Origin of the sequence: Nostoc sp. NOS(2021), assembly GCF_017115025.1 — a bacterium.
Classification (GTDB): domain Bacteria; phylum Cyanobacteriota; class Cyanobacteriia; order Cyanobacteriales; family Nostocaceae; genus Nostoc.
Genome location: NZ_JABXKM010000019.1, coordinates 1 through 22,931, shown reverse-complemented (window position 1 = coordinate 22,931; position 22,931 = coordinate 1). Strand labels below are relative to the sequence as shown.

Genomic DNA, 22,931 nt, shown 5'->3' with positions numbered 1-22,931 from the left:
TAGAAAAACGGAAAATCAACTTAGTTGAAAGTTTTGGGTTTGGAACTAACAGAAGCTATCTGTTACGAAGATAATTTGTCAATTTTTGAGAAGTGGGCTTACTTTGACGCAGGTTATTATTAACTGCTGGCACTGTAAAGGGTATACCTTTATCAATCGGCACACCACTTAAATCTCCATTGATATCTAATACGTAGTTACCAGGAGGAAGATTTTTGGTGATTGGGAGCCGGAGTTGACGACGATTATCAGGTAATACTGGTGATGAGGGTAATGAGCCTGAATCTAATACAAACTCTGGAATTTTGGCTTCTGGCTTACCAAAATTAGCCACGGGTTTTGTCGCCTCTGCTCCTGGGTATTTAGCAACAGGCCAGATGGCATATTGACCATTTAACCTTATATATCCATTGCCTTGATTAGAAATATCAAAAACTGCATTTATCGCCTTGGGTTTTGTCTCTACAGTTACAGAATTAATTACACCAATTCTTTGAATTTTTCCTACATAACCATAGATTACAACTCCTAACCGTCCAATAATTCTTACACCTTTCGATTGTGAAGAATTAGAAGGAATTTCTTCAAAATAAATTACAGTTCGATGTTCACCTGGTTTAGGTTGAACTTTGGGACGGATAGCAAAGCGGAGAGTTTGAGCGCCATGCGCTGGAATTGTAAACCTAGAGGGGGTAAAAACAATCCACTGCTCTAAAGATTGCTCGGTGGGAGCAACTTCTTGCAGTTTATTATCTTCACTCATTACCCACGATCGCACAACAGCTTTAACTTCGATTGGCTCAGATGAAGCATTCAAAACGCGAATAGATTGAGTACGCATTTTGCTGCTATTAATTTCTACTTCAATCCTAGAAGGTGTGACACCAATATTTAGTGCTGTAGCCGGAGGCATTCCTAATGCCAATACCCCCATTAAACCTAAAGCTATATTTCTAGATTTTGACAACATCTGATTGAAAATTTTTCCCTGTACATGTTACAAACAAACGATTTCTAACTGCAAAAACTGAAAACTAACGACGATTAACTGTGACAGTCATCTCGCCAGAATATCCACCCGCTAACTGTGCAGTCGAGAGATCCATTCTCAATCGCATTCCCCCCTGCACTAAAGCTGTATTAGTATTGCGATCGCGGGAAATCTCGATAATAGGCAATGGTTCGATTACAACTTGAACTGTTGAGCTAGAAGCATTCTCATTGCTCACCGCATTGTTGCGTCCATTCTCAGCCCTAAGTTCATAGGTGGCATAGAGAAAACCCACTTGTTCTATAGGCACTCGCATCTGCCAGAGTTTTGGTAATTCACGAGTAATCACAGCATGAAAGCTGGGAGGAGTCAGTAAATCTTGCTGATTTTTGACCGAATCACTAATCGCAGAGCCAGCAGCTGAAATTTCTGTTTGCGCTATCGGAGGGATAATCAGTTTTTGGGGAATTGATAACTGATTAATCTGTGTAGGTGCAAAGGTTTCTACAAATAATGTTTGTGCGAGTGTACAGGGCTGTGATAAGGATAGAATCGCTATACTAGTACTTAGGCAGCTAATGATTTTATTTTGTGACATATTGCTGATTGTTGATATCACACTTGCCTGTATTTAGCGTCTTCAACTTAGAAGTTTGGCAAGTGCAAAGAAGTCTAAGAGGATGTTTTAAAAGTTTATTTTTATCTATCCTGGCGATTAGAAATCGCGGCTACACAGGCAAAACCCGCCTACGCAGGTTAAAAAAACCTTGATTTTGCATTAGTCCACGGAGGTGGACTTTGCTTGTGTAGTAGCGAATTCCATTCGCCAAATACTTTTAAAACATCCTATGAGAAGCGGAAGGAGAAGAATCTGGTCTGTGTGTCCGATGTCCATGACAGATATCTTCTCCGAATGTCAGAGAAGTGAGAGTTAAGGGCTATTTAAAGCTGAATTGGCAAAACTTTTGACACCCAATAGTAGATAAGTAGTATTGTTTGAGATTCCTAGAATAGCCTTACAGTGCTTTTAATCCCAAATCCCAAATCCCAAATTGGTATGACAGCTTCCTGCCAAAACCTAAATAGCCTTAACCTTAATTAAGGAGCATCCGCTGTCACGGTAATTACGCCAGTATATGAACCTGCGGTGGTAGCGCCAGTTAAGTCTAGAGTCAAATCAAGTGCACCAACGTAAGTAGGATTGACTAAGCCTTGGGGAACTTTTCCAGTTTGGTTAGATGTTGAAGCAATAGTATATGCTACACTCCCAGTTGCCGGAGATACAGCATTAAGTGTTCCAGATAAGCTTCCGCCCTTATTGTAAGTGATGTTAACTCCCCCTGGACGCGGGCTGTTAGACCATACTGCATAGACATTAGGTAACGACTGGTTGAATGATCCAGGACCTGTTACTGCAAATGGTGATCCAGTATTCACACCCGTGCCAGCTGGGCCACCAAGAGGATTAGTACCTACTGTACCACTGGTGTTATCGCTGCCATAATAACCAGTTCCACTTGGGTTCAAGCCAGACGCGAGATCAGCTGCTGTCAGACCCACAAAAATGTCACTAACAGTCCTCAAGTAGAGTACTTCAGGTACTTGGACGCTAAGATTTACAGGTGTTGGTGTACCCACAATTTGAGCTTGTGCTGGTGCAGAAACAATAGCAGTACCCAAAGCAGCTATACTAGCAGCGATCGCTAAAAATTTGTTCTTCATAGTTGAAAATTACTCCTCATTTCCTTATTTGTGTCAATTTGTTTTGACTGTTATTAGAATTAGTAGTCTCTATTAAGCAAACCAATGCCTCTGGGGTTTGTGTAGAAGTTGTTCAGACTTCAATGAGCTAGTAACCGATTAAATCTGGTTTATTTTTTGACAATCACCTCCTGTTTAAATCACCCATAACTCTGTTCCGTTAGTCCCATTCGTGGCGGTAAAGAACAGCCTTGTACCAACGGCAGTCAGCTTGGCAGGGTCAGCATTGCCATTGGCATAAATATTGCTAACCTTGCGCGTATTTAAAGCTGTGCCGTCGCTGCTCCATACTTCCCTGCTGCTACCATCAGAAGCGGCAAAATACAGGGAGCCATTAAAATTGATGAGACTTTGGGGAATACTGTTGTTGGAGTCGGGACCGACCCAAATATCTTTAACTAGTCCTGTGTTGGCATCAGTACCGTCAGTTTTCCATAGTTCTAGACCAGTTGCATTATCAGGAGCGATGAAGTAAAGAGTATTGCCAACAGCAGTCAGATTGGACGCACCAAAACCGATATTTGGTGCTTGAGTAGTGTCATTCTTAACCCTGACTGTGCCGCCAGAAGTACCGTCAGTCTTCCATAGTTCTGGCTTAAAGTCATCGCTATATTTCACAAAGTACAGGCCATTGCCCACGGCTGTCAGATAGCTCGGTGCAACTGCATTATTACCAGGCGTAACATCTTTAACCAAACTAGCTACTCCAGTTTGGTACTTCCATACTTCATATCCACTAGTACCATTGTTGGCAGTGAAGTACAGCGTACTGCCAACAGCAGTGAGGTTAGCAGGAGATGAGCCAAGTGTTCCCGGTTTGATGTCAATAACTTGCGTTCCGTTAACAGTGCCATCGCTTACCCAAAGCTCAGTGCCATTACTGGGGTTATTAGCTGCAAAGTAAAGCTTGCCGTTAACAGCGGTGAGATTGGTTGGGCTAGAACTTTGGACACCAGAGTAAATGTCTTTCACTAGGTGAAGTTGTGTGCCGTCATATACCCAAACTTCTCTACCGTTTGTGCCATTGTCAGCAGTAAAGAACAGGCTGCTACCAACAACAGTCAGATTACTTGGGTTAGAGCTGGCAGAATTAGGATTAATGTCACTAAATACTTGAGATTGAGTGCCATCGTATACCCAAAGTTCCGTACCTTTCGTGCCATCATTGGCGGTAAAATACAGTTTGTTATTAAAGACAGTTAGATTAGCTGGGTTAAAACTGCCAGGATTAATATTAGTGATGCGGGTAGTGTTGGCTACAGTGCCGCCACTTTTCCATAGCTGAGAGCCGACGCTGCCATCATTGGCAGTAAAGTACAAAGTGTTATTCCAGGCTGTTAAATTATCAGGGCTGGAACTGTTAGAGCCTGGATTCAGGTCAATTATATGAGCTTGTGCAGTAGTAGACAAGTTTAAGTTATAGAAGGTGTTGGCTAAACCAGATGTGTAGACCCGAACAAGATAAGTACCTGCGCTCAGGCTGGTGTTAATAGTTTCATTTGCTGTTCCTGTATTGGCAGATGATTGAATAACAACTCGAGTACTGTCAATCAGTTGCACATCTGCGTTATCAGACAAATTACTGAGGTTGAGACTGAAGAGACTATTGCTATTGAGACTGAAAGTGTAGTAATCATCAGTATCAATATTGCCGACAAACTCGTTCAAGCTTTGAGAAGCTGTTAAAACACCTATATTCTTGGCTGTATTCTGAGTGTTAGGAGCTTGGTCTGCTGCTATTGGTGTGGTAGATACGCTGAGATCGTAGTTAGTTGCAGCACCTGTACCAGGAGTCACCAAAATGTAATATACACCCGCTTTTAAGCTACGCCTGATTGCATCTGTAGCAATTCCTGACTGCTGCGAAGATTGAACTCCAGAACCGGAACTATCTAGCAGTTGTAAATCTGCATTTGCACTTGTTGGTTTTAAGGATATGTCAACTAATGCATCAGAATTTGTCAAAGTTGTTAAATCTAGGCGGTAGTAATCTAGATTGTCAGAGGAATTTACAAAGTCTGAGAAACTTGAAGGGAGAGTGGTAATATTTCGCGCTGCTGCTAGTGTATTGCCAGCATTGTCTACTTGGTCTGGGGTAAATGCAACTTGCAAACCATAGTTGGTAACATTTTTTGTATTTGCATACACTTGAATGTAATACGAACCTTGGGCAAGACTGCTAGTGACAATAGATTCTGATGTAGTGCCGGTTTGATTAGATGATTGGATGATTGATGGGCCAGACCGAAGCAAGACGAGATTGGCATCGGCTGTTAGACCATTGAGTGTAATATTGAGTGTACCGTTGCTTGCTAAGTCAACTTTGTAAAAGTCTTTAGCGTCTTGAATTACACTACTATCTGTGATCCCACTTTGGTCTCCCACAAAATCAGTTGTACTGTAGTTGGGGTTGCTGCCACTTAGTGGTGTAGGAATAGTGTATGCGTTGGCAATTGTATTGTCAGTAGCTAGTCGTCCACTGTCTAGGATAGGATTTGCTGAAAAGCTGAGGTTATAATTCGTGTTGCTTGCTGTATCGTAAACCTGAGCGTAGTATGTGCCAATAGCTAGCGAGGTACTAATTGATTCTGATGTATTACCTGACTGAGCAGATTTAGTAATAGTCCCGCCAGTACTGTTTAGCAGATATAAATCTGCATTGCTACTTAAGCCATCTAAGTTTAAGTTAACGATGCTGGAACTGCTAACAGTAAATTTGTAAGTATCGATTAAGTCAGAACCGCCAATAGAGTTTTGAAATATATTAGATGTACTTGTAAGAGAGCCACCAATATAAGATGAAGATGCAGTATTTAAAGCTGTGGCTGTTGTATTTCCTGGATCAGAGAATCCTGAATAAGTTGGCATAGTTATTTATTATTTTTTATAAAGCTCAAGCACATATAGCAATCCGATTTGATTTTTGAAAAAATCTTAGTATATGGTAGGGTGTGTTATCGCGTAGCCTAACGCACCAAAACCTTCGGGTGATGCCGTACTCTGTTGCTCATTTTTTTTATAACAACTGAGCAATTTTGTTACAATTTTATAGATTCATTCACAAAAGAGTTATGTATCAGCTGTTTCTATGAAATTTTTAATGTTATTTGGCATTTCTCCTTCAAACTTAGCTTGCAAGTAGAATTTAACTCTTAGGTTCAATATGATGCTTGCGTAAAAACATTTAACTTTTTTAAGTTTATGTATACGTAGAATCTACATAAAAATACTTAATTGTTTGATGTTAATAGTTAAAAAATCAAATTATTTGTCTGGAGAATTTTAGGATAAAAATTTTTATAGTTATATCCAGATCAAGAGTATTTTTACCCAAAGCATTTTTCACGGCATTGCAATATGTTTCAAGCTACTCGTCGCCGTCTGGCAATTTGGTACACTGCCGTCACTGCTGTATTACTACTACTGTTTGCTAGTGGCGTTTATTTATACGTCCGCAGTACGCTGATTGAGCGGATTGATGATACCCTTAACCATGTAGTGGAAATAGTGGAGCGTTGTCTCACGACCAGCCGCTGTGCATCTACGCTGATATTTGAGCCAATTAATGCTGATGCAGATAAATTTCGCATTAATGTAGAAGCCAGTTTTCGTGACAATACCGACACCGTAGAAGATGACCACATCGACCTAGAATGGTTTAGTCCGACTGGCAAATTACTTTGGTCAACGCTATCCGAACCCCTAAATATTCCTATTCATGCCAACCGCACTGGTGAAACTGTGCGCGTAGTCAAGGGAGAGAGTGAAAATTCAAAATTCAAAATTCAAAATTCAAAATTCCTAACTCCCCATTACCCCTTATCCGCAGAGGGGGCCCCACCTTCCCCACTGTTATTGCGACAAGTCACACAACGAGTGGAGGTGAGACGGCAAGTATTAGGATATCTGCGTGTTAGTCATCCCTGGTTTGAAGTAACTAAACCCAGTCGCCAGTTAATTTTTGATTTGGCGCTAGGTATTGGGTTAATGGTGCTTTCCGTAGGCGCAAGTGGCTGGTTTCTTTCGGGTAAAGCGATGGAACCTGTAGGTGAGTCTTATCAACGCCTCAAACAATTTACTGCTGATGCTTCCCACGAACTTAGAAGTCCCATTACTTTGATTCAAACAAATGTACAAGTTGCCCTTGCTGACTTGGATTTAGCAGAGGCAGAAGCGACTAATTCTTTGCAGTATCGGCAACAGTTAAAGGTGGTGGAACGGTTAACGCAACGTTTGGGTAAGTTAGTCAATGACTTACTGTTCCTAGCACGGCAGGATAGTGGTATTAGCAAAGATACTTTTTCACCTTGTCCGATGGACGCTTTGCTGATGGAGGTGGTTGAAGAACAACAATTGTTAGTCCCTGAAAAAGAAATCGCCCTTTCTTTAGACTTAGTTGACCCTCCTGCCTCGGAAACTAGCCCCGAATTACTGGAAAATTGGTTTACCCTTGTGGGCAATTGGGATCAACTGCTGCGGCTGTTCACAAATTTAATTGCTAATGCCTTGCATTACAGTCCAGCAGGTGGACGGGTGAAAGTGGAATTAGCACGGATAGAGGGAATAAATCGCGTTTCTGGACTACGTTACACCAGTGCCCAGTTGCAAGTTAAAGTGAGTGATACCGGAGTTGGAATTCCAGCGTCAGCACTACCACGCTTGTTTGACCGCTTTTATCGGGTAGATCCGGCACGTACTCATACAACTGGGAATACAGCGACAGCCAGCGCTACTGGTTCAGGATTGGGATTAGCGATCGCTCAAGCTATTGTCGAACATCATCAGGGTCATATTCAAGTTGAAAGTACCCAAGGCATTGGCACCACGTTTACTGTGACTTTACCAATAACTCTTGAGTCTTAATTCAGCAATAAATATTTGTTTCCTGTGATAGATGTAGAAAAGTAAATAAATTTACTACTTTATATAACAACAGTTGCAATATTTAGTCATTTATTAAATGGCTACAGTTTGATATTTCTACTTTTCCTTCTTTGCTGGAGTAGTTATAACATACTGCTACTTTATTTTGGCAAATATGCATCTATGAAGAATAATATTTTGGAGGGTTAAATGCCAACTTCTTCCCGCGAGATCAAGGAAAAAGATATACCATTTTTGGAAAAAGTCAAGGCTCAAAGTGGTTTGCCAGATATTTACGATGCCAGGGACATCACCGAAGTAGTATTCCGGGTGATGCGCGATCTGATGACTACAGAAGCTGCTGACCGAGTTGAGGAAGAACTGCAAAAACCAGCCGAAATAACCGATGATAAATCGCTGCAAATGGATATTGCAGACCTGTGGCACGATACAAATCCAATTGTGGGATTTTTAAGTCGCGTGCGTCCACCTTGGCAAGGCCCTGGCATCTTTAAGATTAATAGCGATCGCTTTTTATTTCGGGTGGCAAATGAAGGTGGAATGCCACCAAATGTAGAACGCGAACAGGTGGTTAAAGCCGTGTTTTCTGCTACTAAAGACGAATTATCGCCAGAACGAATTCAGGAAATTGCTAGCTGGCTACCTGATCAAGTTCGCCAGCTTTGGGAAGAAGCTTAAAGCTATTGAACTATTTGAACTATTGTAGCTAAGATTCTGGAGTAATGAGTTATGAATTTAAAAAAATTCATAACTCATTAAAAATTTTGGTTAATTTTGGGATTTATCACTAATGATTTAGCTTTTTCAGCCTTGGGAATGAAAGAGTTATGTCTAATTTTAGATGATTTTCAAGTCTCTGGTTAGATACAAAAAATAGAGCTACTTGCTAAAATCCGATGTATACACTGACAGATTAAACTAATTTAATTTGCGATTTGTAAATTTGAATTTTTAAAAAAAGAAAAATTGAAGTTTTTTTAGGAGTTAATCATGAATATGAAGTCTCAAAAATTTCGCAAGTCGGCTGAGTTATTTGGCGCTATTTGTGGGGGATTAATCATTAGTCTGCCAGCAATGCCTCAAGCATTAGCACAAGAATCTATTCCCAAAGTTAACCCTTGTCCGAGGATTTTCTACGAAGAACCACATAATAATCAGGTTGTGGTGCCGCCGGGATGTCCTCCGAATGCGATAACACAAAGATTAGCTGCTCAAGGGCTTCTTCCCGTCCCTGCTACCCGATCACAAGACCAAACAAAATTGGGTGTCGGCGGTGAAGTTCCACAACCAGGTGTCAGTTCACCAGGTCCAGCCCGTGGAGATCAAAGTCAACAGCCGATACCAGAGGGGGGTTCCACTAACCAACCACCACAAACCCCGATCGCGACGATCGCACTGAATAATGGTAAAGTTGATATCAGGTTGGTGAATGACACTGCGGCTAATATAACTTTCCAAGTGATTGGCGATACGGCACCGCGATCGCTACAAGGTAAGTCAGATGTAATATTGCAAAGTCTAAACGCACCAGTAACGGTGACATTTCAACGAGATGATGGCGGACAGTTGCTAGTGACTCCACAAGCCTCTTCAGATCCAGGAAAATTGGAAGTTAGATTTAACGAAGCCACCGATGCAGCACAGGGTAGAAGTGCTATGAGAATTGAAAAAAACGGTTCAGTGTTCTTGAATTAATTAAACATTTAGGAGTTAGGAGTGAGGAGTTAACAGTTAAACAACTCTTCAGTCTTAACTCTACTCCTGTTCACAGTAATTTTTAGGTTATGGGGCAATACGCTTGGTGTTAAGGCTAACACTCTTTGTCAAAGTCAATTTTTTTAACCAACCACAGAGGCGCAGAGAACACTGAGAGAAGAAAGAAATGCTTAACTCAACTTGTATTGGGTTATGGGGGTGCGAAAAATGTTGAAAAAGAGCGTGACGCTAAGTGCGTTCTTGGTACTCCAAACTCCAAACTCCAAACTCCAAACTCCAAACTCCTAACTCCTAACTCTTAACTCCTAACTCCTAACTCCTACTTTCGCTGAAGCATTTTAGTTAGCTGATCTTGCAATTGCACTTCTTGTTTGCTGTCTTCCAATGTCCGCGCTAGTATAATCGCCCTTTCGTAAAAATTGCGGGCAGTTAGGTAATTACCTTGCTGCTCGTATAATTGAGCATAGGACTGAAAAGATTTTAATTCTTCTGGCAAATTTTGCAATTCTTCAGCGAGTTTTAAACGTTGCTCTAGTAAATCAAAAGCCCGTTCGTAGCGTCCTACAGCACTGTGAGCTTTAACTAAACCGTCAATTGCCCGTAATTCATTAGTGCGATCGCGGTTAGTTTTAGCTGTCTGCATTGCTACCCCATAAGTGGCAATGGTATCTTGATAATTTCTAGATGCTAAATAAGCATCTCCTAAATTATTCAGCGTATTTGCTTCACCGATGGCATCGCCAGTCTGACGGCGGAAAATTAAAGCATTTTCATCCAATTTAATTGCTCTGTTATAATCTCCCAACCTAGCTGCTACTAGTCCCAAATTACTCAAAGACAACCCTTCACCTTCAATATTTTTGACATTGTGAGCAATTGTGAGTGCATCTTCAACTGTTTTACCAGCAGCAGCCGATTCGCCTTGTTGCAGCAGAAATGTACCGATATTATTTAGCACAAAAATCTGAGCTTGGAAGTCTTGAGTATCACGAGCGATCGCTAATCCTCGTCGTAAAGAATCTTCCACCTCTTTTAAACTACCTAGCTGGACATAAGCCTTAGCAAGCAAATTGTAAGTCTGACCTTGTGCTTTCAGGTCGCCAATTGAGTGATATAGTTCTAGTGCCCGCAAGCAAGACGCAATTGTTTTATCGGCATATCCTGAAGCGTATTGTTGTTCACCGATACCTAGCAAACTATCTGCTTCATCTCTTGATTGTCGCCCAACCGAACTATTTAAAGGGCGGTGGAGTTGTTGGGTAATATCAACCGCACCCGCAGCGATCGGACTCAGCAAAAAAGTAAACAGTAGAAAGCTCTGTAAAAGTACCTGGGGACGATAAATCGCCCGCCAGTTGCTACAACTCTCTTGACCAGAGCAACGCACTGGCTTACCTATACAAATTAAGCCTACCTTTTGCCTGGGAAATAAAAACCGTTGTTTCATAAAAATTACCCGTAAAGCTGCGGGTTTAAGTAGATGGTCTAAGAAGAAGTTTTAAGTTTTTAACTTGAAGACAAGGAATATACGCGTTTATACTTAAATTATGGTTGAGCAAAATCTTCCCCGAAGTATATGGTGCGGATATCTGTGGGCAATTTGTCCTCTAGCATACGATAGCCTTCCTGGAGAAAATTGGCTACTTCGCTAGGTGCGATCGCTTCTCCTTCGGCTTGCAGATAGGCAGCAATTCTAGTTTCGCTCCAGTGGAAAGTTTGAGCCATTAACACGATTAATCGCAAAACAGGTGGTAGTTGGTCTAACGACTGTTCTACATAGCACCATAGCGGCGGCGAAGTCGCTTGAAGAGAATAATGAATTGCTTCTGTGGGTGGTAGTTTAATCTCGTTAATACAGAAAGCTGTCATATTAATTAACCAATTTTGCATAGTTAAGGCTTGCTCACCTGATTCAGGGCTAGTTAAATTTAGTCCACCGAGTTCGTAGTAAATATGTCGCCAAGTGAGGGCAAACAGATAATCTGCCTGCACAGGCGATCGCGCCGAATGCCGAATTAAGGTATACACTATGGGACTATAGCGGCAAAAAATCACCGTAAAATACTTCCCTGCATCTGGATAGCGCTGAAACAGAGTTAGTAGTTCATCGTCACTGTGATGAAACAGCGACTTCACCAGGGGGTGATTAGCTTCAGGAAAATGAGGAATTTGCACAAGCCTTTGAGTTGATAGTTGTTAAAATAGTTTTGGGAATTGAACTCCCGTAGTTAATCGCATAATATCTTGGTGTTGCCCAGTTTGTAGCCCAGACTCAGACTAGTTGAGTATTGATAAACTAGAAACAAGGACTTAATTTTAGTCTTAATCGACAATCATAAAATCGGCTCCCTTATAGAATCCTTATTTGTTCAATGGTTATAGCAGTTAGTGTGATATCGTTCCTGCTCAGTCCCCTTACATTAGGCTCCTTTCTGCCTTCCCTGCCCTTAGATAGCCTGTTCTCCACCCAAGGCATTATGGTAATGCTGCTAGCAGCTTACGCTGGTGCCATGTGGATGTTCCTCACCAGTGCCCCAAAAGTACACACTGTAATGGTGTCAGATTTGGAGATTGCCCGACAGTTGTATGAAGGGCTGCTAGATTTGCCAGCAGCTGAGGTGCCATTGCACTACTACTACAACTACGAACAAACTATAGGCGCAACTGGTATTGATCCGCTATATATGTCTACTGGGCCGAGCTTGTCTAGCAAAATGCTGAATAATGCCAATGATGGGCTGTGGTATCAATTGAAGAAAAATACCCAGCTACACATCATTACTGGCGCGAGTTTAGGTAGCAAAAATCAGCAACGCCACGTTTGCTTTGACCATGACTGTCTGGAAATGATTTTAATGCGAGTCGAAATGCGCGGTTTGAAATTCAAGATTCGTAACCAGAAGCCCCTGAATTTTTTGGTTAAGGACTATGAAGGGCGCGTTATTGAACTGGCTGAAGTAGCGAATTAGTCGTTAGATTTTAGATTATTTTAGGTTGGGTGGTGCGTAGCTTGCCGTCGTAGGCATCGCGCCACCCAATATTTTTTTATATAGCAGGTGAGGCGTAGCTTGCCGCCGTAGGCATCGTACTACCATTGATTATTTAAAGTCATTATGGAGTTTTGCTAAATAAAAGCTTATGACCGTTGAAAAGATGTACACATCTCATCTGTATGAAACAGATTTCTATACTTGGACTCAACAGCAGGTTAGCTTGCTCAAAACTCAGCAGTGGGATCAATTAGATACGGTTAACCTGATTGAAGAAATTGAAACTTTGGGCAGAAGAGAACGGCAAGAATTGAGAAATCGCCTGGGAGTATTGCTAGGACACTTACTGAAATGGCAGTTTCAAGCTGAAAAACGTAGCAATAGCTGGTTGGGTACAATTCGAGAGCAACGTGTTCAAATTAAGCTGCTTCTGCAAGATAGCACTAGTTTGAAACCTTATTTAGATGAAGTTTTCTTCACTGTTTATGAACTAGGTTTGGCTTTAGCAATTCGAGAAACTCAATTAGGTGAGCAAGTTTTTCCAGAAATATGCCCTTACACTTTAGGCGAAACTCTGAATCCTGAATTTTTACCAAATCCGAATCAGGTTGATGAGTAAGCGAGTAATTGTCCCAATATTGTTTTATCACCGTAAACCGTGGCAAATAAAAGCAGCCCAGTAGCGAGGATGTGAAAAGGGGAATTGCTCTATGGAATTTTCTAGCACCTCAATCTGATTTTTAAGCTTCTGGTACTTTATAAATTTACGAGTCCAATTTAACCACTCTGCTGAACCTCGCTCGTATTGGGATCTTTTATTCTGCGCTTCTTCAAATTCAGTTTTTGCGTGATTGTATAGTTTTTTAATATCCTTCCTGTTCAAAAATTCCTCTTTTTTAAGTTCGCGCAGTTCAATTTGGGCTTTCTGTAATGCTTCAGGACGGTTTTTACCTTCTTGTCGCTGCTGATAGTAAAAAATGGAAAATAATGCTGTGGCTAAATCATTAACTGACCACAAAGTACTAACAACACTTCTAGCACCTGCACACAAAAATCCTGTGGAGAGAGTAAGAATATCATCAGTTAGGGAAGGAGTACCTAAATTAGTTTCGCAGCAAGAGAGAAACACTTCTAAAAGTTGAGGCAAACGCCAACTTGGTGTCATCAATTGCCCCAAGGTGATACTACCATCAGCTAATTTTAACTGTGATTCAAAAGGATTATCGAGGCGAGATTGGGCATGGTGGCAGGAATGAAGTACTTGAACTTGTTGTGCTAACTGTCGATAGTTATTAGAGGTGGCTTGATTGCTTCCAATTAATCTGTTGTTTCGTGGAATATTATATATTTTGGCGAGTTTTTCACCTTCAAATCTTGCACAGGGAAGGTTATCTTCGGCATCTTCCACAGTTCCATATTGTAGAGATATTTCATTAAATGTCCCTACAGTGTCGCGTTGTTGACAAAAATCTAAAATTTGGCAGCTTGGGGTGTAACGAATGAGAAATTTATCTCCTAAATATTCCTGATATTCTCCTGTAGGCAAAGCAGCGAAGGGAATTTGATGCAGTAACAAGTGAGGGACTAAAATTAATTCTTCTATTACTTGAAGATGTTGGGATATGAGTTCAGGTATTTGCAGGCATTCAGCTAATTCGCGGAGAATACTGTTAATTTGAGTTTCCCATTTTTTGGGATCATTCATATAAGGCAATAACCAATTCTGGTCAATCCAGCCTTGCAACGTCTCTAACCCTTGTCCTGTGCAGGTGTGGAGAGTAATTTGGTTTTTCTGCACGACAAAAATATGAGTGTCGCTGTTGGTAGTGTAGAAACTGAGAATAGCTGTATTGGGTTGGTCAATTAGATTTTGAATTTCTGACAAGCTGAGGGGGTTAACTTGAATTTCTCCAGCTAATACACGATCTTCGCCTCTGAGATTTTCCCAAACTTGTTGTTTTTGGGTTTCTAAAGATGCGATCGCTTCATTATAAGCTTCCCAAGCGGCGCGTGTATCACTGCGGTTATTTTCAGATTTATGGCTTTGGCGTTCCTGGTCAATTTGTTGTTGCAGTTCTTCATACTGCTGTAATAATTCTTGAACTTTTGGGGGGATTTCTTCGCCTTGAGAGAGGTTGTAGCTTGCCATTAAGTCTACTAGGCGTTTGGAACGCGATCGCTCGGAGTATTCAAAAGCTTTTTCTATTTGTCCAGCGTTGATGCAAGCTTGCACCATGTTTTCGTAAATGCCAATAAAATCCTCAAGTGTCTTTTGGCGGTTAAATTCTGACTTTTCCCAATTACGTTTTTGCTCAAGGGCATCAATTGCTATACAGTAGCCATCCATAGCTAATGGCCAGAGTCCAGCACTAGAAGCAGCATTACCTAAATGTCGCGCCGCAGCTAAACAATAAAAGGGGAAAGAAGTGGGAGTATATGTTTCCAGCACTAAAAGCGAGGATTCGATTACTTCTTGTATTAAACCTTGTTTGTAGTATATGTTACATAAATTAATTTGGGTCATTGCCCATTTTTCAGGAAAGCTTTCACGAGTAAAAACCTGTAAAGCTTTTTCGTAGCAAATTATAGCTTTTTCAAAATTATTGTTCTCATTTCCATCAATATATTCTGCATAGACTATCCCCAAATTATTATTAACTAAAGCCCAATATTCAGGATAATTTTCTGGGGTTAAAATTCGTAAAGCATTTTTATAGCATTTTATAGCAATCTCCTGAGTGTTGCTACAATTAGGATCTTCTTTTCTGAGATAAGCATTTCCTAAATTCATCTGAGTTCTAGCCCAATATTCAGGAAAAGCCTGACGAGTAAAAACCTGTATGGCTTTTTGTGAGCAACTTATAGAACCTTGAATATTCTCATCCTGATTACCATAAACACGCTGAGAGTAAACCGTTGCTAAGTTATGCTGTGCCCAAGCCCATTGTTCGGGATTTTCTGTAATCTTAAAAACCTGTAAAGCGTTTTTAAAGTTAATAATAGAAAGTTCTAGATTCTCAGCTTTATCGTCACGTATACGATCTCGATAGGCAAGTCCTAGAATATTTTGTACTTCTGCCCAATTTTGTGGTTCAGTTTCATAACTACGAATTTTTAAAGTTTCTTGACAGAAATTAATAGAAGTTTCTAGATTTTGCGCTCTATCTTCTTCTATACGTTCCCAGTAAAGATATGCCAGTATAGTTTGTGCTAATCCCCATATTTCGGAGTAAGTAGCTGAAGTAAATACAGTTTGTCCTACTTGGCAACACACAATGGCGATTTCTATATTGTCAGATTTATTACCTAATGGAAATTCTTTAATACGCTTACTAAAATCAATAATTGCTGCTGCTGTTACTACTGCTTCATCAACTGTTAATTTAGGTAAAATAGAGATTTTCCAATTTTCCAATAAAATAATAAGTCTTTTATTCAGTTTATCTAAATTTGCTTCTAAAAGGGGATAAATTGCTTTAAGATTGCCAGTGCTATTTAAAGTTGCTTGTAATGCTGTATTTAAGAATTTTCTGGAAATATCAATAGATACTTTTTCAGCTACGTCATATAAATAAGCAGCCTTTTTATTATCTCCTTCTTCTAAAAGAATATCAGCACATTTGTTAAGTACATTTAGGAATTTATCATCAATAATCAATTCCTGATTAGCCATCAAAATATATCCTTCTTCTCCAGTTGTACAATTTAAAATTTCTTTAATGATACTTAAATATGCTTTGATAATATGTTCATTCTGTTCATTACTAAATTCTTGCTCCATATTAATTTAAACAATACCTAATTCATACTTAACTCAAAATTTCTGCCAACTTCTCTAGCAATTCTTCAGCTAAATCCAACAACTCAATTTCATCAACTTCATCACTACTTCCGCGATTACTTTCTCCACACGCAACATTAGCAGCCAAAACATTTTTCACAGCGAAAATCCTATCTTCTTCAGATAGACTCAAACATTTTTCCAACTCTACAGCAACTTCTTGGATTGTCCTTGCACCCAAACGCTCTCTCACTTTCAGCGCTACCGGATCGTCACTTTCCAGCAGTTTTACTAAAGCTGTTCTCAGCCTATCATTTTGGCTGGAAAACTTCTCGATCGCAACACGCACATATTCCCGCACGCTCATGTTTGCCGCCAATGCCTTTTGTGCAACTACATCTGGTACATCTACCAGCAATACACCTTCGTTATCGCTGGCTTGATATAATTCATCCCCTTGTTTGACGGCTACCAGCAAATCTGCACCCAATGCGTGTAAATAGTGCAACACTGATTCCAACTCATGTTCTTTTAACGCCGACTCCAACTTTGACACCGCCGCTTGTTGTACTCCCAGTTTCTCCGCTAGCTGCGTCTGAGTTAATCCTGCTTTATTACGTATTTCCCGCATGGCATCAGTAAGGTAGAGACGCAAATACTCTAGCTTCCCTGCCAGAATCACCTCTGAATCATCGCTTACCTTTTGCTGTAACCAAGCTTGAAAATTAGGCTTTTTCATGATTGTTCCCTCTGCTGCAATTCACGCAATCTCACTCTTGCAGGCTCTTTGTCTCTATCTTTGATAGCGTTATCGTATTTCTTCATAAAGGCGTGCAGCACCACAAACCGTTGAGGAGTTGCAGCCGTTAAGATAAACCGTGGATTATGTTCGCTCTTGGTCATACGTAACTCATACAAATCATCTTCCAGTTTCTCAAAGATGCCACTGGTAAGTGATGCGAGTCCTTTGTTGCACAGGTAGCCAAGATTAACTTGCAAACGCCTGGTTTCGGAAGCACTCAGTAATGGTTTTGGTGGATTTTCTGGTTGCTCCTCTTGCGGAATCATCCTGATGAAAAAAGCAAGCAAATCTTTGGGGATTTCCCCATTGACATCTAGATAAAGTTCCCAAGTCCAAGTCACTTCCTACCTCACAGTATAGTATTCCTTATAAGGAATGTCAACCATTTTATTCTTTACAAGGAATATTATATAGATTACGTGAGTGCAACTTAGGTAATAAAAGATTTAGTAATAAAAATGGTGCGTTAGGCAAAGCCATATAGCGCTTCTGGGTTGAGTCCAATACAGACCTAACCCCCAACCCCTTCCCTACAAGGGAAGGGGAGTAAGATTCAAAGCCTCTCTCCTAAAAGGAGAGAGGTTTGGAGAGAGGTCAATATGTATTGCATACAAACGAGAAGCGCCATAACGCACCCTACTGTTGAATGGTACTTACTAGCTCAACTCAACTGTTCAAACTTAAATTTCCCTTTAATAAACTTGTTAAAATATTGACCTTTAGACGGTGCATTGTCTAAGTCTTCCTTGACACTGGGAGGTACTTTGAAATACTCGTAAACACTTCCACTGTCAAATTCAATAGTCAGTGTTTGAGTTTTTGGATCATAGCTAAATTGCTTAATAACGCTGCCTTCAGGCTTGAGTAACGGGAAGGCGATCGCATCCCGAATACTGGCACAATCAGTTAATAACATTACTAACCGATCGATCCCAATTCCTAAACCACCTGTAGGCGGCATACCGTATTCAAGGGCTGTCAAAAAGTCTTCATCTACACCTTGGGCTTCTAAGTCGCCAGCAGCTTTTCTTTCAGCTTGGGCTTCTAGACGTTCTCTTTGCTCAATGGGATCAGTAAGTTCTGAGAAACTGTTGCCAGTTTCTCGCCCGACGATAAATAACTCAAATCTTTCCACCAAACCAGGTTGAGAACGGTGAGGTTTTGCTAGGGGCGAAATTTCTACAGGGTAATCAATTACAAAGGTAGGTTGAATTAAATTGGCTTCTACCTTCTCTTCAAAGGCTAAATTTAGTAACTTACCAATTGATTTGGCTTCGTCTACACCAGGAATCTCAGCATTTTTACTTGCTGTTTTTGCTTCTTCCAAAGATTGGAAAGAATTAAAATCCAAGCCAGTAACTTCTTTAACTAAATCGTGCATTGTCACCCGCCGCCAAGGTAGTGTTAAATCTATAGGTTCCCCTTGGTAGGTGATTTGCAATGTGCCGAGTACCTCTTGGGCGACAGTGGTAATAATCCCTTCTGTCAGCGCCATCATATCGTTGTAGTCTGCGTAGGCTTGGTAAAGTTCAATTGTCGTAAATTCGGGATTATGGCGAGTCGAAATTCCCTCATTGCGGAAAACTCGCCCCAATTCAAACACCTTTTCAAAACCACCCACAATCAACCGCTTGAGATGGAGTTCTGTGGCAATTCGCAGATACAACTCCATTTCTAAAGTGTTGTGGTAAGTGATAAATGGACGTGCATCTGCACCCCCAACTTCACTTTGTAAAACAGGCGTTTCAATTTCCAGAAAATCCCGTTCTTCTAAATAGCGACGAATACCAGCAGTAATTTGAGCGCGACGGCGGAAAGTTTGCCGCACTTCCGGGTTTACAATCAAATCAACGTAGCGCTGACGGTAGCGCTTGGCAACATCCGTTAATCCATGCCACTTGTCGGGTAGGGGCAACAGCGATTTGGTGAGGATAGTATATTGTTTAACGTAGACAGATAACTCGCCCTTTTCAGTCCGTTTAATAGTACCTTTGGCTCCCAGAATGTCGCCTGCATCTGTGAGTTGTTTCAAGTGATTGAAGGCATCAGCATCAATATCTGCCATACCTTCTTGGATGCGATTTTTATCTAGATAAAGCTGAATTGTGCCGGTTTCATCTTGCAAAGTGAAGAAAGCCAATTTCCCGAAAACGCGACGCGCCATAATGCGTCCAGCGATCGCAACTTCTAAATCAACTTCTTCACCGCTGGATAAATCGGCAAATCTTTCTTGCAACTGCGCTGCATGATGGGTAGATTCCCAACGATAGGCATAGGGATTAGTTCCTAGCTGCTTCAGTTGTTCTACTTTCTCCAGCCTAGCGGCTCGGATATCTTCTTCCGACATGGTAACGAACTAAATAGGGCAAGATTAATTATAGATGCTGCATAAAGTTGAGAGTAAGAGATATTTGGGTTTTGCAGATGATGATATCGCCTAAAATTGATGTGCGTAGGCGTAGCCCGTCGCAGGCATCGCTAAAGGAAATACACAATGACACAAACTAGAGTCCGCCTGTGGACTGTAAACGAATATCACCGGATGTTTGCAACGGGTATTATTACAGAGGATGAACGGGTAGAACTGATTGATGGGCAAGTTATCCCCATAAGTGCCAAAAATCCCCCCCATGCAGCGACAACGCTGTGTGCATCTGACTATCTCAAGCGTTTGCTAGCAGAAGTTGCCTTAGTTCGGGTACAAGATCCCATTCAATTAAGCCAATACTCGGAACCGGAACCAGATATTGCCGTTGTCCGCATCGATTTGCGAAAATACATTGATCATCATCCTGCACCCAATGAAATCTTTTTATTGATTGAGGTAGCAGATACAACGCTAGACACGGATCGGAAACAGAAAGCACCTTTATATGCTAAGGCAGGAATTGCTGATTACTGGATTTTGGATGTGAATCAGCGTCAGGTTTATATTTTCCGTGAGCCTGATTTGGAAGGCTACAATGAAGAATTTATTTTGCAGGAGGATGCAACGTTATCCTTGATTGCCTTTCCAGAAATTGAAATCCAGATTAGTCAACTGTTTCCATAAGTTTGGCTATTCTAAGCTAATTTATCAAGCTTGCTCTAATTCCTCCTTTTTAAGGAGGGTTAAAGAGGATCAAGTCTTAACCGAATGGCACTAATAAAAGCCCAAAAGCTTGTGTAGCCTCGTTCCCAGCCTCCAGGCTGGGAATGTATTCCGAGAGGTTCTGCCTCTTGTCAAGCTATGGAGGCGGAGCCTCCCAGAATGAGTTCCCAGCCTCCAGGCTGGGAACCAGTCAGGACAAGGGCTGTATTTTAACTTAGTGCCATTCAGTCTTAACCCAAGCGTATTGGGCAATAGTAGGTGAGATACCTATAAGAAAAAGTGCAATCAAGCGATCGCATTTTATCCAAAAGGCTGTCAGAGAAAATATTATTGATATCTTATCTGACAAAGATTCAATATTTTACTCAGCAAGTACAACCTTTATTTATATACTATTTTTAGCGAATGCCTAGATGAAATAGCTTTCATTTTCAAGTTAGTAAATTGCACGATCGCCTTTACCAACTCTTGCTGGTCTGGTTGCAAATTCAGTTTTTCTAGAGCTTGATTCATGTTCTTACCAGCCCGGAGATTGTGAGTCAGTTGGTCACGTTGCGATGTGTTTAAGATAGCCTCAATTTCCCTGTTTCTTCTCTGACGCACAGCCTGGAGTTGTTGGCTTTGTAGGGGAGTCAGGTTAATCTCCGACGAGGTAGAGTAGCTTGCAGTTTTGGTGGTTTGGGCGAAAATGACGCTAGAAGTAGTATGGAGTTGAACGGGTGCGGCTAAGGCAATTCCCGGCATGAAAAGAACAAATAAAAGAATATTAACTAACACAAAAAACCGTTTTGTCAAGTGAATTGCCATATTGATAAATGCCTACATCTAATTTAATGCTCAGATATAGTCAAACAATTTTCAAGTCCTAATTTTGAATCTGGGATTGCTCCCACTCCCAATAGTACGCTAATGCGGTATAATAAATTACAATTTGCACTAGTCTTAAGTAAAGTGGGCACTACTTACTGATCTAAAAGCCTCGATTTTGTTACTTCTAGCAGTGCCCACCTACGGTAATTGCTCCTTAATTACGAATTACGAATTACGAATTACGAATTAGTATCAGTCCTTCTCATTCTGTCGATTTCTCGTTGTAATTCTTCAATTTGACGGCGCAAAGTTTCTGTTTGATTTTCGGAAGATTGTGCTGCAACATTTACTGATCCGGAAGCGGGCGATCGCTGATAATTTCCTCGGCGAATTTGCTGGTATTCTTCGGTTACTGCCCACGCCCGTAAGTAATGCAAGCGTTCAACTGGGAAAGGATGGCTCAACATCATACCCTGAGCGCCATTGTAGAGCAAGAATTTGTATATCTGATTCAGTCCATCTTCATCCAGTGCCTGATAATTTTCTGACTGCTTGATAAACTCTTGTAAACTACATTCATTGGCATATTTGTTACTACCGCCAGAGAGTTTCATCATTGTTGACATCACAGGATTCAAGTCATCCATCACTAGTAGTGCGGCGCGATCTGACGATAACTCAGCTTTACGCCGCCACTCAAAAAAGGCGTAAATCAAGCCTTGTGTTACAAGATTACCGATGCCGAAGGTCAATTCTCCCAAAGCCGAAGCAGCACTCATCGCCCACATCGCCATTTGAATTAAAATAGTATGACCACATTTAATATGCCCCAGTTCATGGGCTAGCACCGCCCGAATCTCGGCTTCGTCTAGTAAGTCTAGTATCCCTGTATTTATGACTATGTAAGGATTCTCTTGCCCCAGCGCATAGCTATTTGCTTGGGGATTTTGCGAGACAAACAGTGTAGGTTCTGGGTAAATGTCCAAATCTCGGACGCATTCCCGAAACATCTGGTAAATAGTGGAATATTGACGCGGCCCGACTTGGATGGTGTTTCCCATTAGATAGACTAATTGAGGGCGTTCGTAGATAAATTCCACAAATTTACGAGCGATTAAATCAAATCCCGGTAAATTTCGTAAAGCTTGCTCGGCTTGGCGATCTAGTGGATGCCTGAAGGCTTCGCTGGAAATTCCTCTGTAAGTTGGCATAATTCAGGGTATTGGGTGATTAGTCATTGGTCATTGGTCATTGGTCATTAGTTTTGGACAAATGACAAATAACAAAGGACAACATAATAGAAATGGGGCAATTGGAAGTAAAAGTCACTTTGTATGGAATTAAAAGCGTGTGATTGAGGCAGAAGTTCATTTGTCACTACATAACTTTTTGCGATCGCAGGCGGGGTTCCCTTCCTGGCCCCATCATTTGACGATGGCACGGTTGGTAGCACGCGCCTTGCGCCTGGGACGTAGCGCCCTAATTCAAGTAGGGGCGGTTTGTGGCTATCAAGGGCGGTATCGTACTAGTTTCATAGCATCAGCCCTGATGTGGCATGGCCCTGTAATTATTGTTGCTCAAGAAGCAGTGCAGCAACTTCTGCTGCGGGTAGAAATTCCCCGCCTACAGCAGTGGCTACCAGCAAATAAATCGATTAGGACAGGTGACGCTTGGCCTGGTGCTGAGTTTCAAGGGCTACTATTGACCTCCCCAGAAGCTTGGTTAAGAGGGCAATTTGCTGGTGGCGATCGCTTTCCCCAAGGCATCCCCACAATTATTGATGGGGTCGATGATTTAGAAGATTGGGTGCGTCATCAACTTACCCAAGATATTCAACCCCATGATTGGGATCAACTCATGCTGGCTTGCCCAAACCAAGCTGAGGCAATTCGGGAAGCACGGATACAACTGACACACGAACTTTTTCAGCATCCGGCCAATCCATATCAGTGCTATCTAATTTCCCAGCCAGAAATAGAAATTTTAAGCCATCTCTATTCTGCTTTAGAGTCAGTACAAGCACTGCCAGAACCTTGGAAACAATTCTGGCAACAATTTCAAACCCTTGACGAAAATCTTTCTCCCCCAGCCTCCTCTGCCTCCCC

18 protein-coding genes and 1 pseudogene are annotated in these 22,931 nt (G+C 41.3%); 7 read left to right on the top strand and 12 right to left on the bottom strand.

Going from position 1 to position 22,931, the window contains the following annotated elements:
- Positions 1-55 precede the first annotated feature (55 nt).
- The 4 genes from HWQ41_RS01055 to HWQ41_RS01040 form a co-directional block, all read right to left on the bottom strand.
- Entirely contained in the window at positions 56-970 is a 915-nt protein-coding gene (locus HWQ41_RS01055; RefSeq protein ID WP_292759078.1) for a fimbria/pilus periplasmic chaperone, read from the bottom strand.
- A 64-nt stretch (positions 971-1,034) separates the two neighbouring features.
- Positions 1,035-1,589 carry a hypothetical protein gene (locus HWQ41_RS01050; RefSeq protein WP_292759075.1) on the bottom strand — a complete coding sequence of 185 codons (555 nt, stop codon included), beginning with the start codon at positions 1,587-1,589 and terminating at the stop codon, positions 1,035-1,037.
- A 500-nt stretch (positions 1,590-2,089) separates the two neighbouring features.
- Positions 2,090-2,713: a hypothetical protein gene (locus tag HWQ41_RS01045; protein ID WP_292759071.1), complete on the bottom strand. Its 624-nt coding sequence runs from the start codon at positions 2,711-2,713 to the stop codon at positions 2,090-2,092.
- Positions 2,714-2,887: 174 nt separating this feature from the next.
- Positions 2,888-5,620 carry an ELWxxDGT repeat protein gene (locus tag HWQ41_RS01040; RefSeq protein ID WP_292759068.1) on the bottom strand — a complete coding sequence of 911 codons (2,733 nt, stop codon included), beginning with the start codon at positions 5,618-5,620 and terminating at the stop codon, positions 2,888-2,890.
- 489 nt (positions 5,621-6,109) lie between these two features.
- Between HWQ41_RS01040 and HWQ41_RS01035 the strand changes: the two genes are divergently transcribed.
- From HWQ41_RS01035 to HWQ41_RS01025, 3 genes are all read left to right on the top strand, one after another.
- A complete protein-coding gene (locus HWQ41_RS01035; RefSeq protein ID WP_292759065.1) occupies positions 6,110-7,615 on the top strand; it encodes a HAMP domain-containing sensor histidine kinase in 1,506 nt (501 codons plus the stop codon).
- Positions 7,616-7,825: 210 nt separating this feature from the next.
- The gene (locus HWQ41_RS01030; RefSeq protein ID WP_292759062.1) at positions 7,826-8,314 is read left to right on the top strand and encodes a DUF2267 domain-containing protein; all 489 of its coding nucleotides are present in this window, start codon (positions 7,826-7,828) and stop codon (positions 8,312-8,314) included.
- Between the two features lie 312 nt (positions 8,315-8,626).
- The gene (locus HWQ41_RS01025; RefSeq protein ID WP_292759059.1) at positions 8,627-9,331 is read left to right on the top strand and encodes a hypothetical protein; all 705 of its coding nucleotides are present in this window, start codon (positions 8,627-8,629) and stop codon (positions 9,329-9,331) included.
- A gap of 340 nt (positions 9,332-9,671) precedes the next feature.
- Here HWQ41_RS01025 and HWQ41_RS01020 read toward each other — a convergent pair whose 3' ends face one another.
- Both HWQ41_RS01020 and HWQ41_RS01015 read right to left on the bottom strand, forming a co-directional pair.
- Positions 9,672-10,799 (bottom strand): lipopolysaccharide assembly protein LapB, encoded by a 1,128-nt coding sequence (locus tag HWQ41_RS01020; RefSeq protein WP_292759056.1) that lies wholly within the window; start codon positions 10,797-10,799, stop codon positions 9,672-9,674.
- A 98-nt stretch (positions 10,800-10,897) separates the two neighbouring features.
- Complete coding sequence (locus HWQ41_RS01015) at positions 10,898-11,527, bottom strand: sigma-70 family RNA polymerase sigma factor (protein ID WP_292759053.1); 630 nt, start codon at positions 11,525-11,527, stop codon at positions 10,898-10,900.
- 197 nt (positions 11,528-11,724) lie between these two features.
- On the opposite strand from HWQ41_RS01015, the gene HWQ41_RS01010 reads away from it, so the two are divergent.
- Together HWQ41_RS01010 and HWQ41_RS01005 are read left to right on the top strand one after the other, a co-directional pair.
- Positions 11,725-12,321 carry a glyoxalase-like domain protein gene (locus HWQ41_RS01010; RefSeq protein WP_292759050.1) on the top strand — a complete coding sequence of 199 codons (597 nt, stop codon included), beginning with the start codon at positions 11,725-11,727 and terminating at the stop codon, positions 12,319-12,321.
- A gap of 184 nt (positions 12,322-12,505) precedes the next feature.
- Complete coding sequence (locus HWQ41_RS01005) at positions 12,506-12,961, top strand: DUF29 domain-containing protein (protein WP_292759110.1); 456 nt, start codon at positions 12,506-12,508, stop codon at positions 12,959-12,961.
- A 27-nt stretch (positions 12,962-12,988) separates the two neighbouring features.
- Here HWQ41_RS01005 and HWQ41_RS01000 read toward each other — a convergent pair whose 3' ends face one another.
- The 4 genes from HWQ41_RS01000 to lysS form a co-directional block, all read right to left on the bottom strand.
- Positions 12,989-16,123, bottom strand: coding sequence for a CHAT domain-containing protein (locus HWQ41_RS01000; protein ID WP_292759048.1), 3,135 nt, complete (start codon positions 16,121-16,123; stop codon positions 12,989-12,991).
- 28 nt (positions 16,124-16,151) lie between these two features.
- Positions 16,152-16,862, bottom strand: a complete 711-nt coding sequence (locus HWQ41_RS00995; RefSeq protein WP_292759046.1) for a helix-turn-helix domain-containing protein — start codon at positions 16,860-16,862, stop codon at positions 16,152-16,154.
- Entirely contained in the window at positions 16,859-17,266 is a 408-nt protein-coding gene (locus HWQ41_RS00990) for a type II toxin-antitoxin system RelE/ParE family toxin (RefSeq protein ID WP_292759043.1), read from the bottom strand. The genes HWQ41_RS00995 and HWQ41_RS00990 overlap by 4 nt, the downstream gene beginning before the upstream one ends.
- Positions 17,267-17,586: 320 nt before the next feature.
- Entirely contained in the window at positions 17,587-19,272 is a 1,686-nt protein-coding gene (lysS, locus tag HWQ41_RS00985; RefSeq protein WP_292759040.1) for a lysine--tRNA ligase, read from the bottom strand.
- Between the two features lie 147 nt (positions 19,273-19,419).
- Between lysS and HWQ41_RS00980 the strand changes: the two genes are divergently transcribed.
- Positions 19,420-19,977, top strand: coding sequence for a Uma2 family endonuclease (locus tag HWQ41_RS00980; RefSeq protein ID WP_292759039.1), 558 nt, complete (start codon positions 19,420-19,422; stop codon positions 19,975-19,977).
- 420 nt (positions 19,978-20,397) lie between these two features.
- Here HWQ41_RS00980 and HWQ41_RS00975 read toward each other — a convergent pair whose 3' ends face one another.
- Both HWQ41_RS00975 and HWQ41_RS00970 read right to left on the bottom strand, forming a co-directional pair.
- Positions 20,398-20,823, bottom strand: coding sequence for a hypothetical protein (locus tag HWQ41_RS00975; protein WP_292759036.1), 426 nt, complete (start codon positions 20,821-20,823; stop codon positions 20,398-20,400).
- Positions 20,824-21,065: 242 nt separating this feature from the next.
- Positions 21,066-22,037 carry a M48 family metallopeptidase gene (locus HWQ41_RS00970; protein WP_292759033.1) on the bottom strand — a complete coding sequence of 324 codons (972 nt, stop codon included), beginning with the start codon at positions 22,035-22,037 and terminating at the stop codon, positions 21,066-21,068.
- 139 nt (positions 22,038-22,176) lie between these two features.
- Between HWQ41_RS00970 and HWQ41_RS00965 the strand changes: the two are divergent.
- Positions 22,177-22,931, top strand: a pseudogene (locus HWQ41_RS00965) (ATP-dependent DNA helicase); the annotation flags it as partial.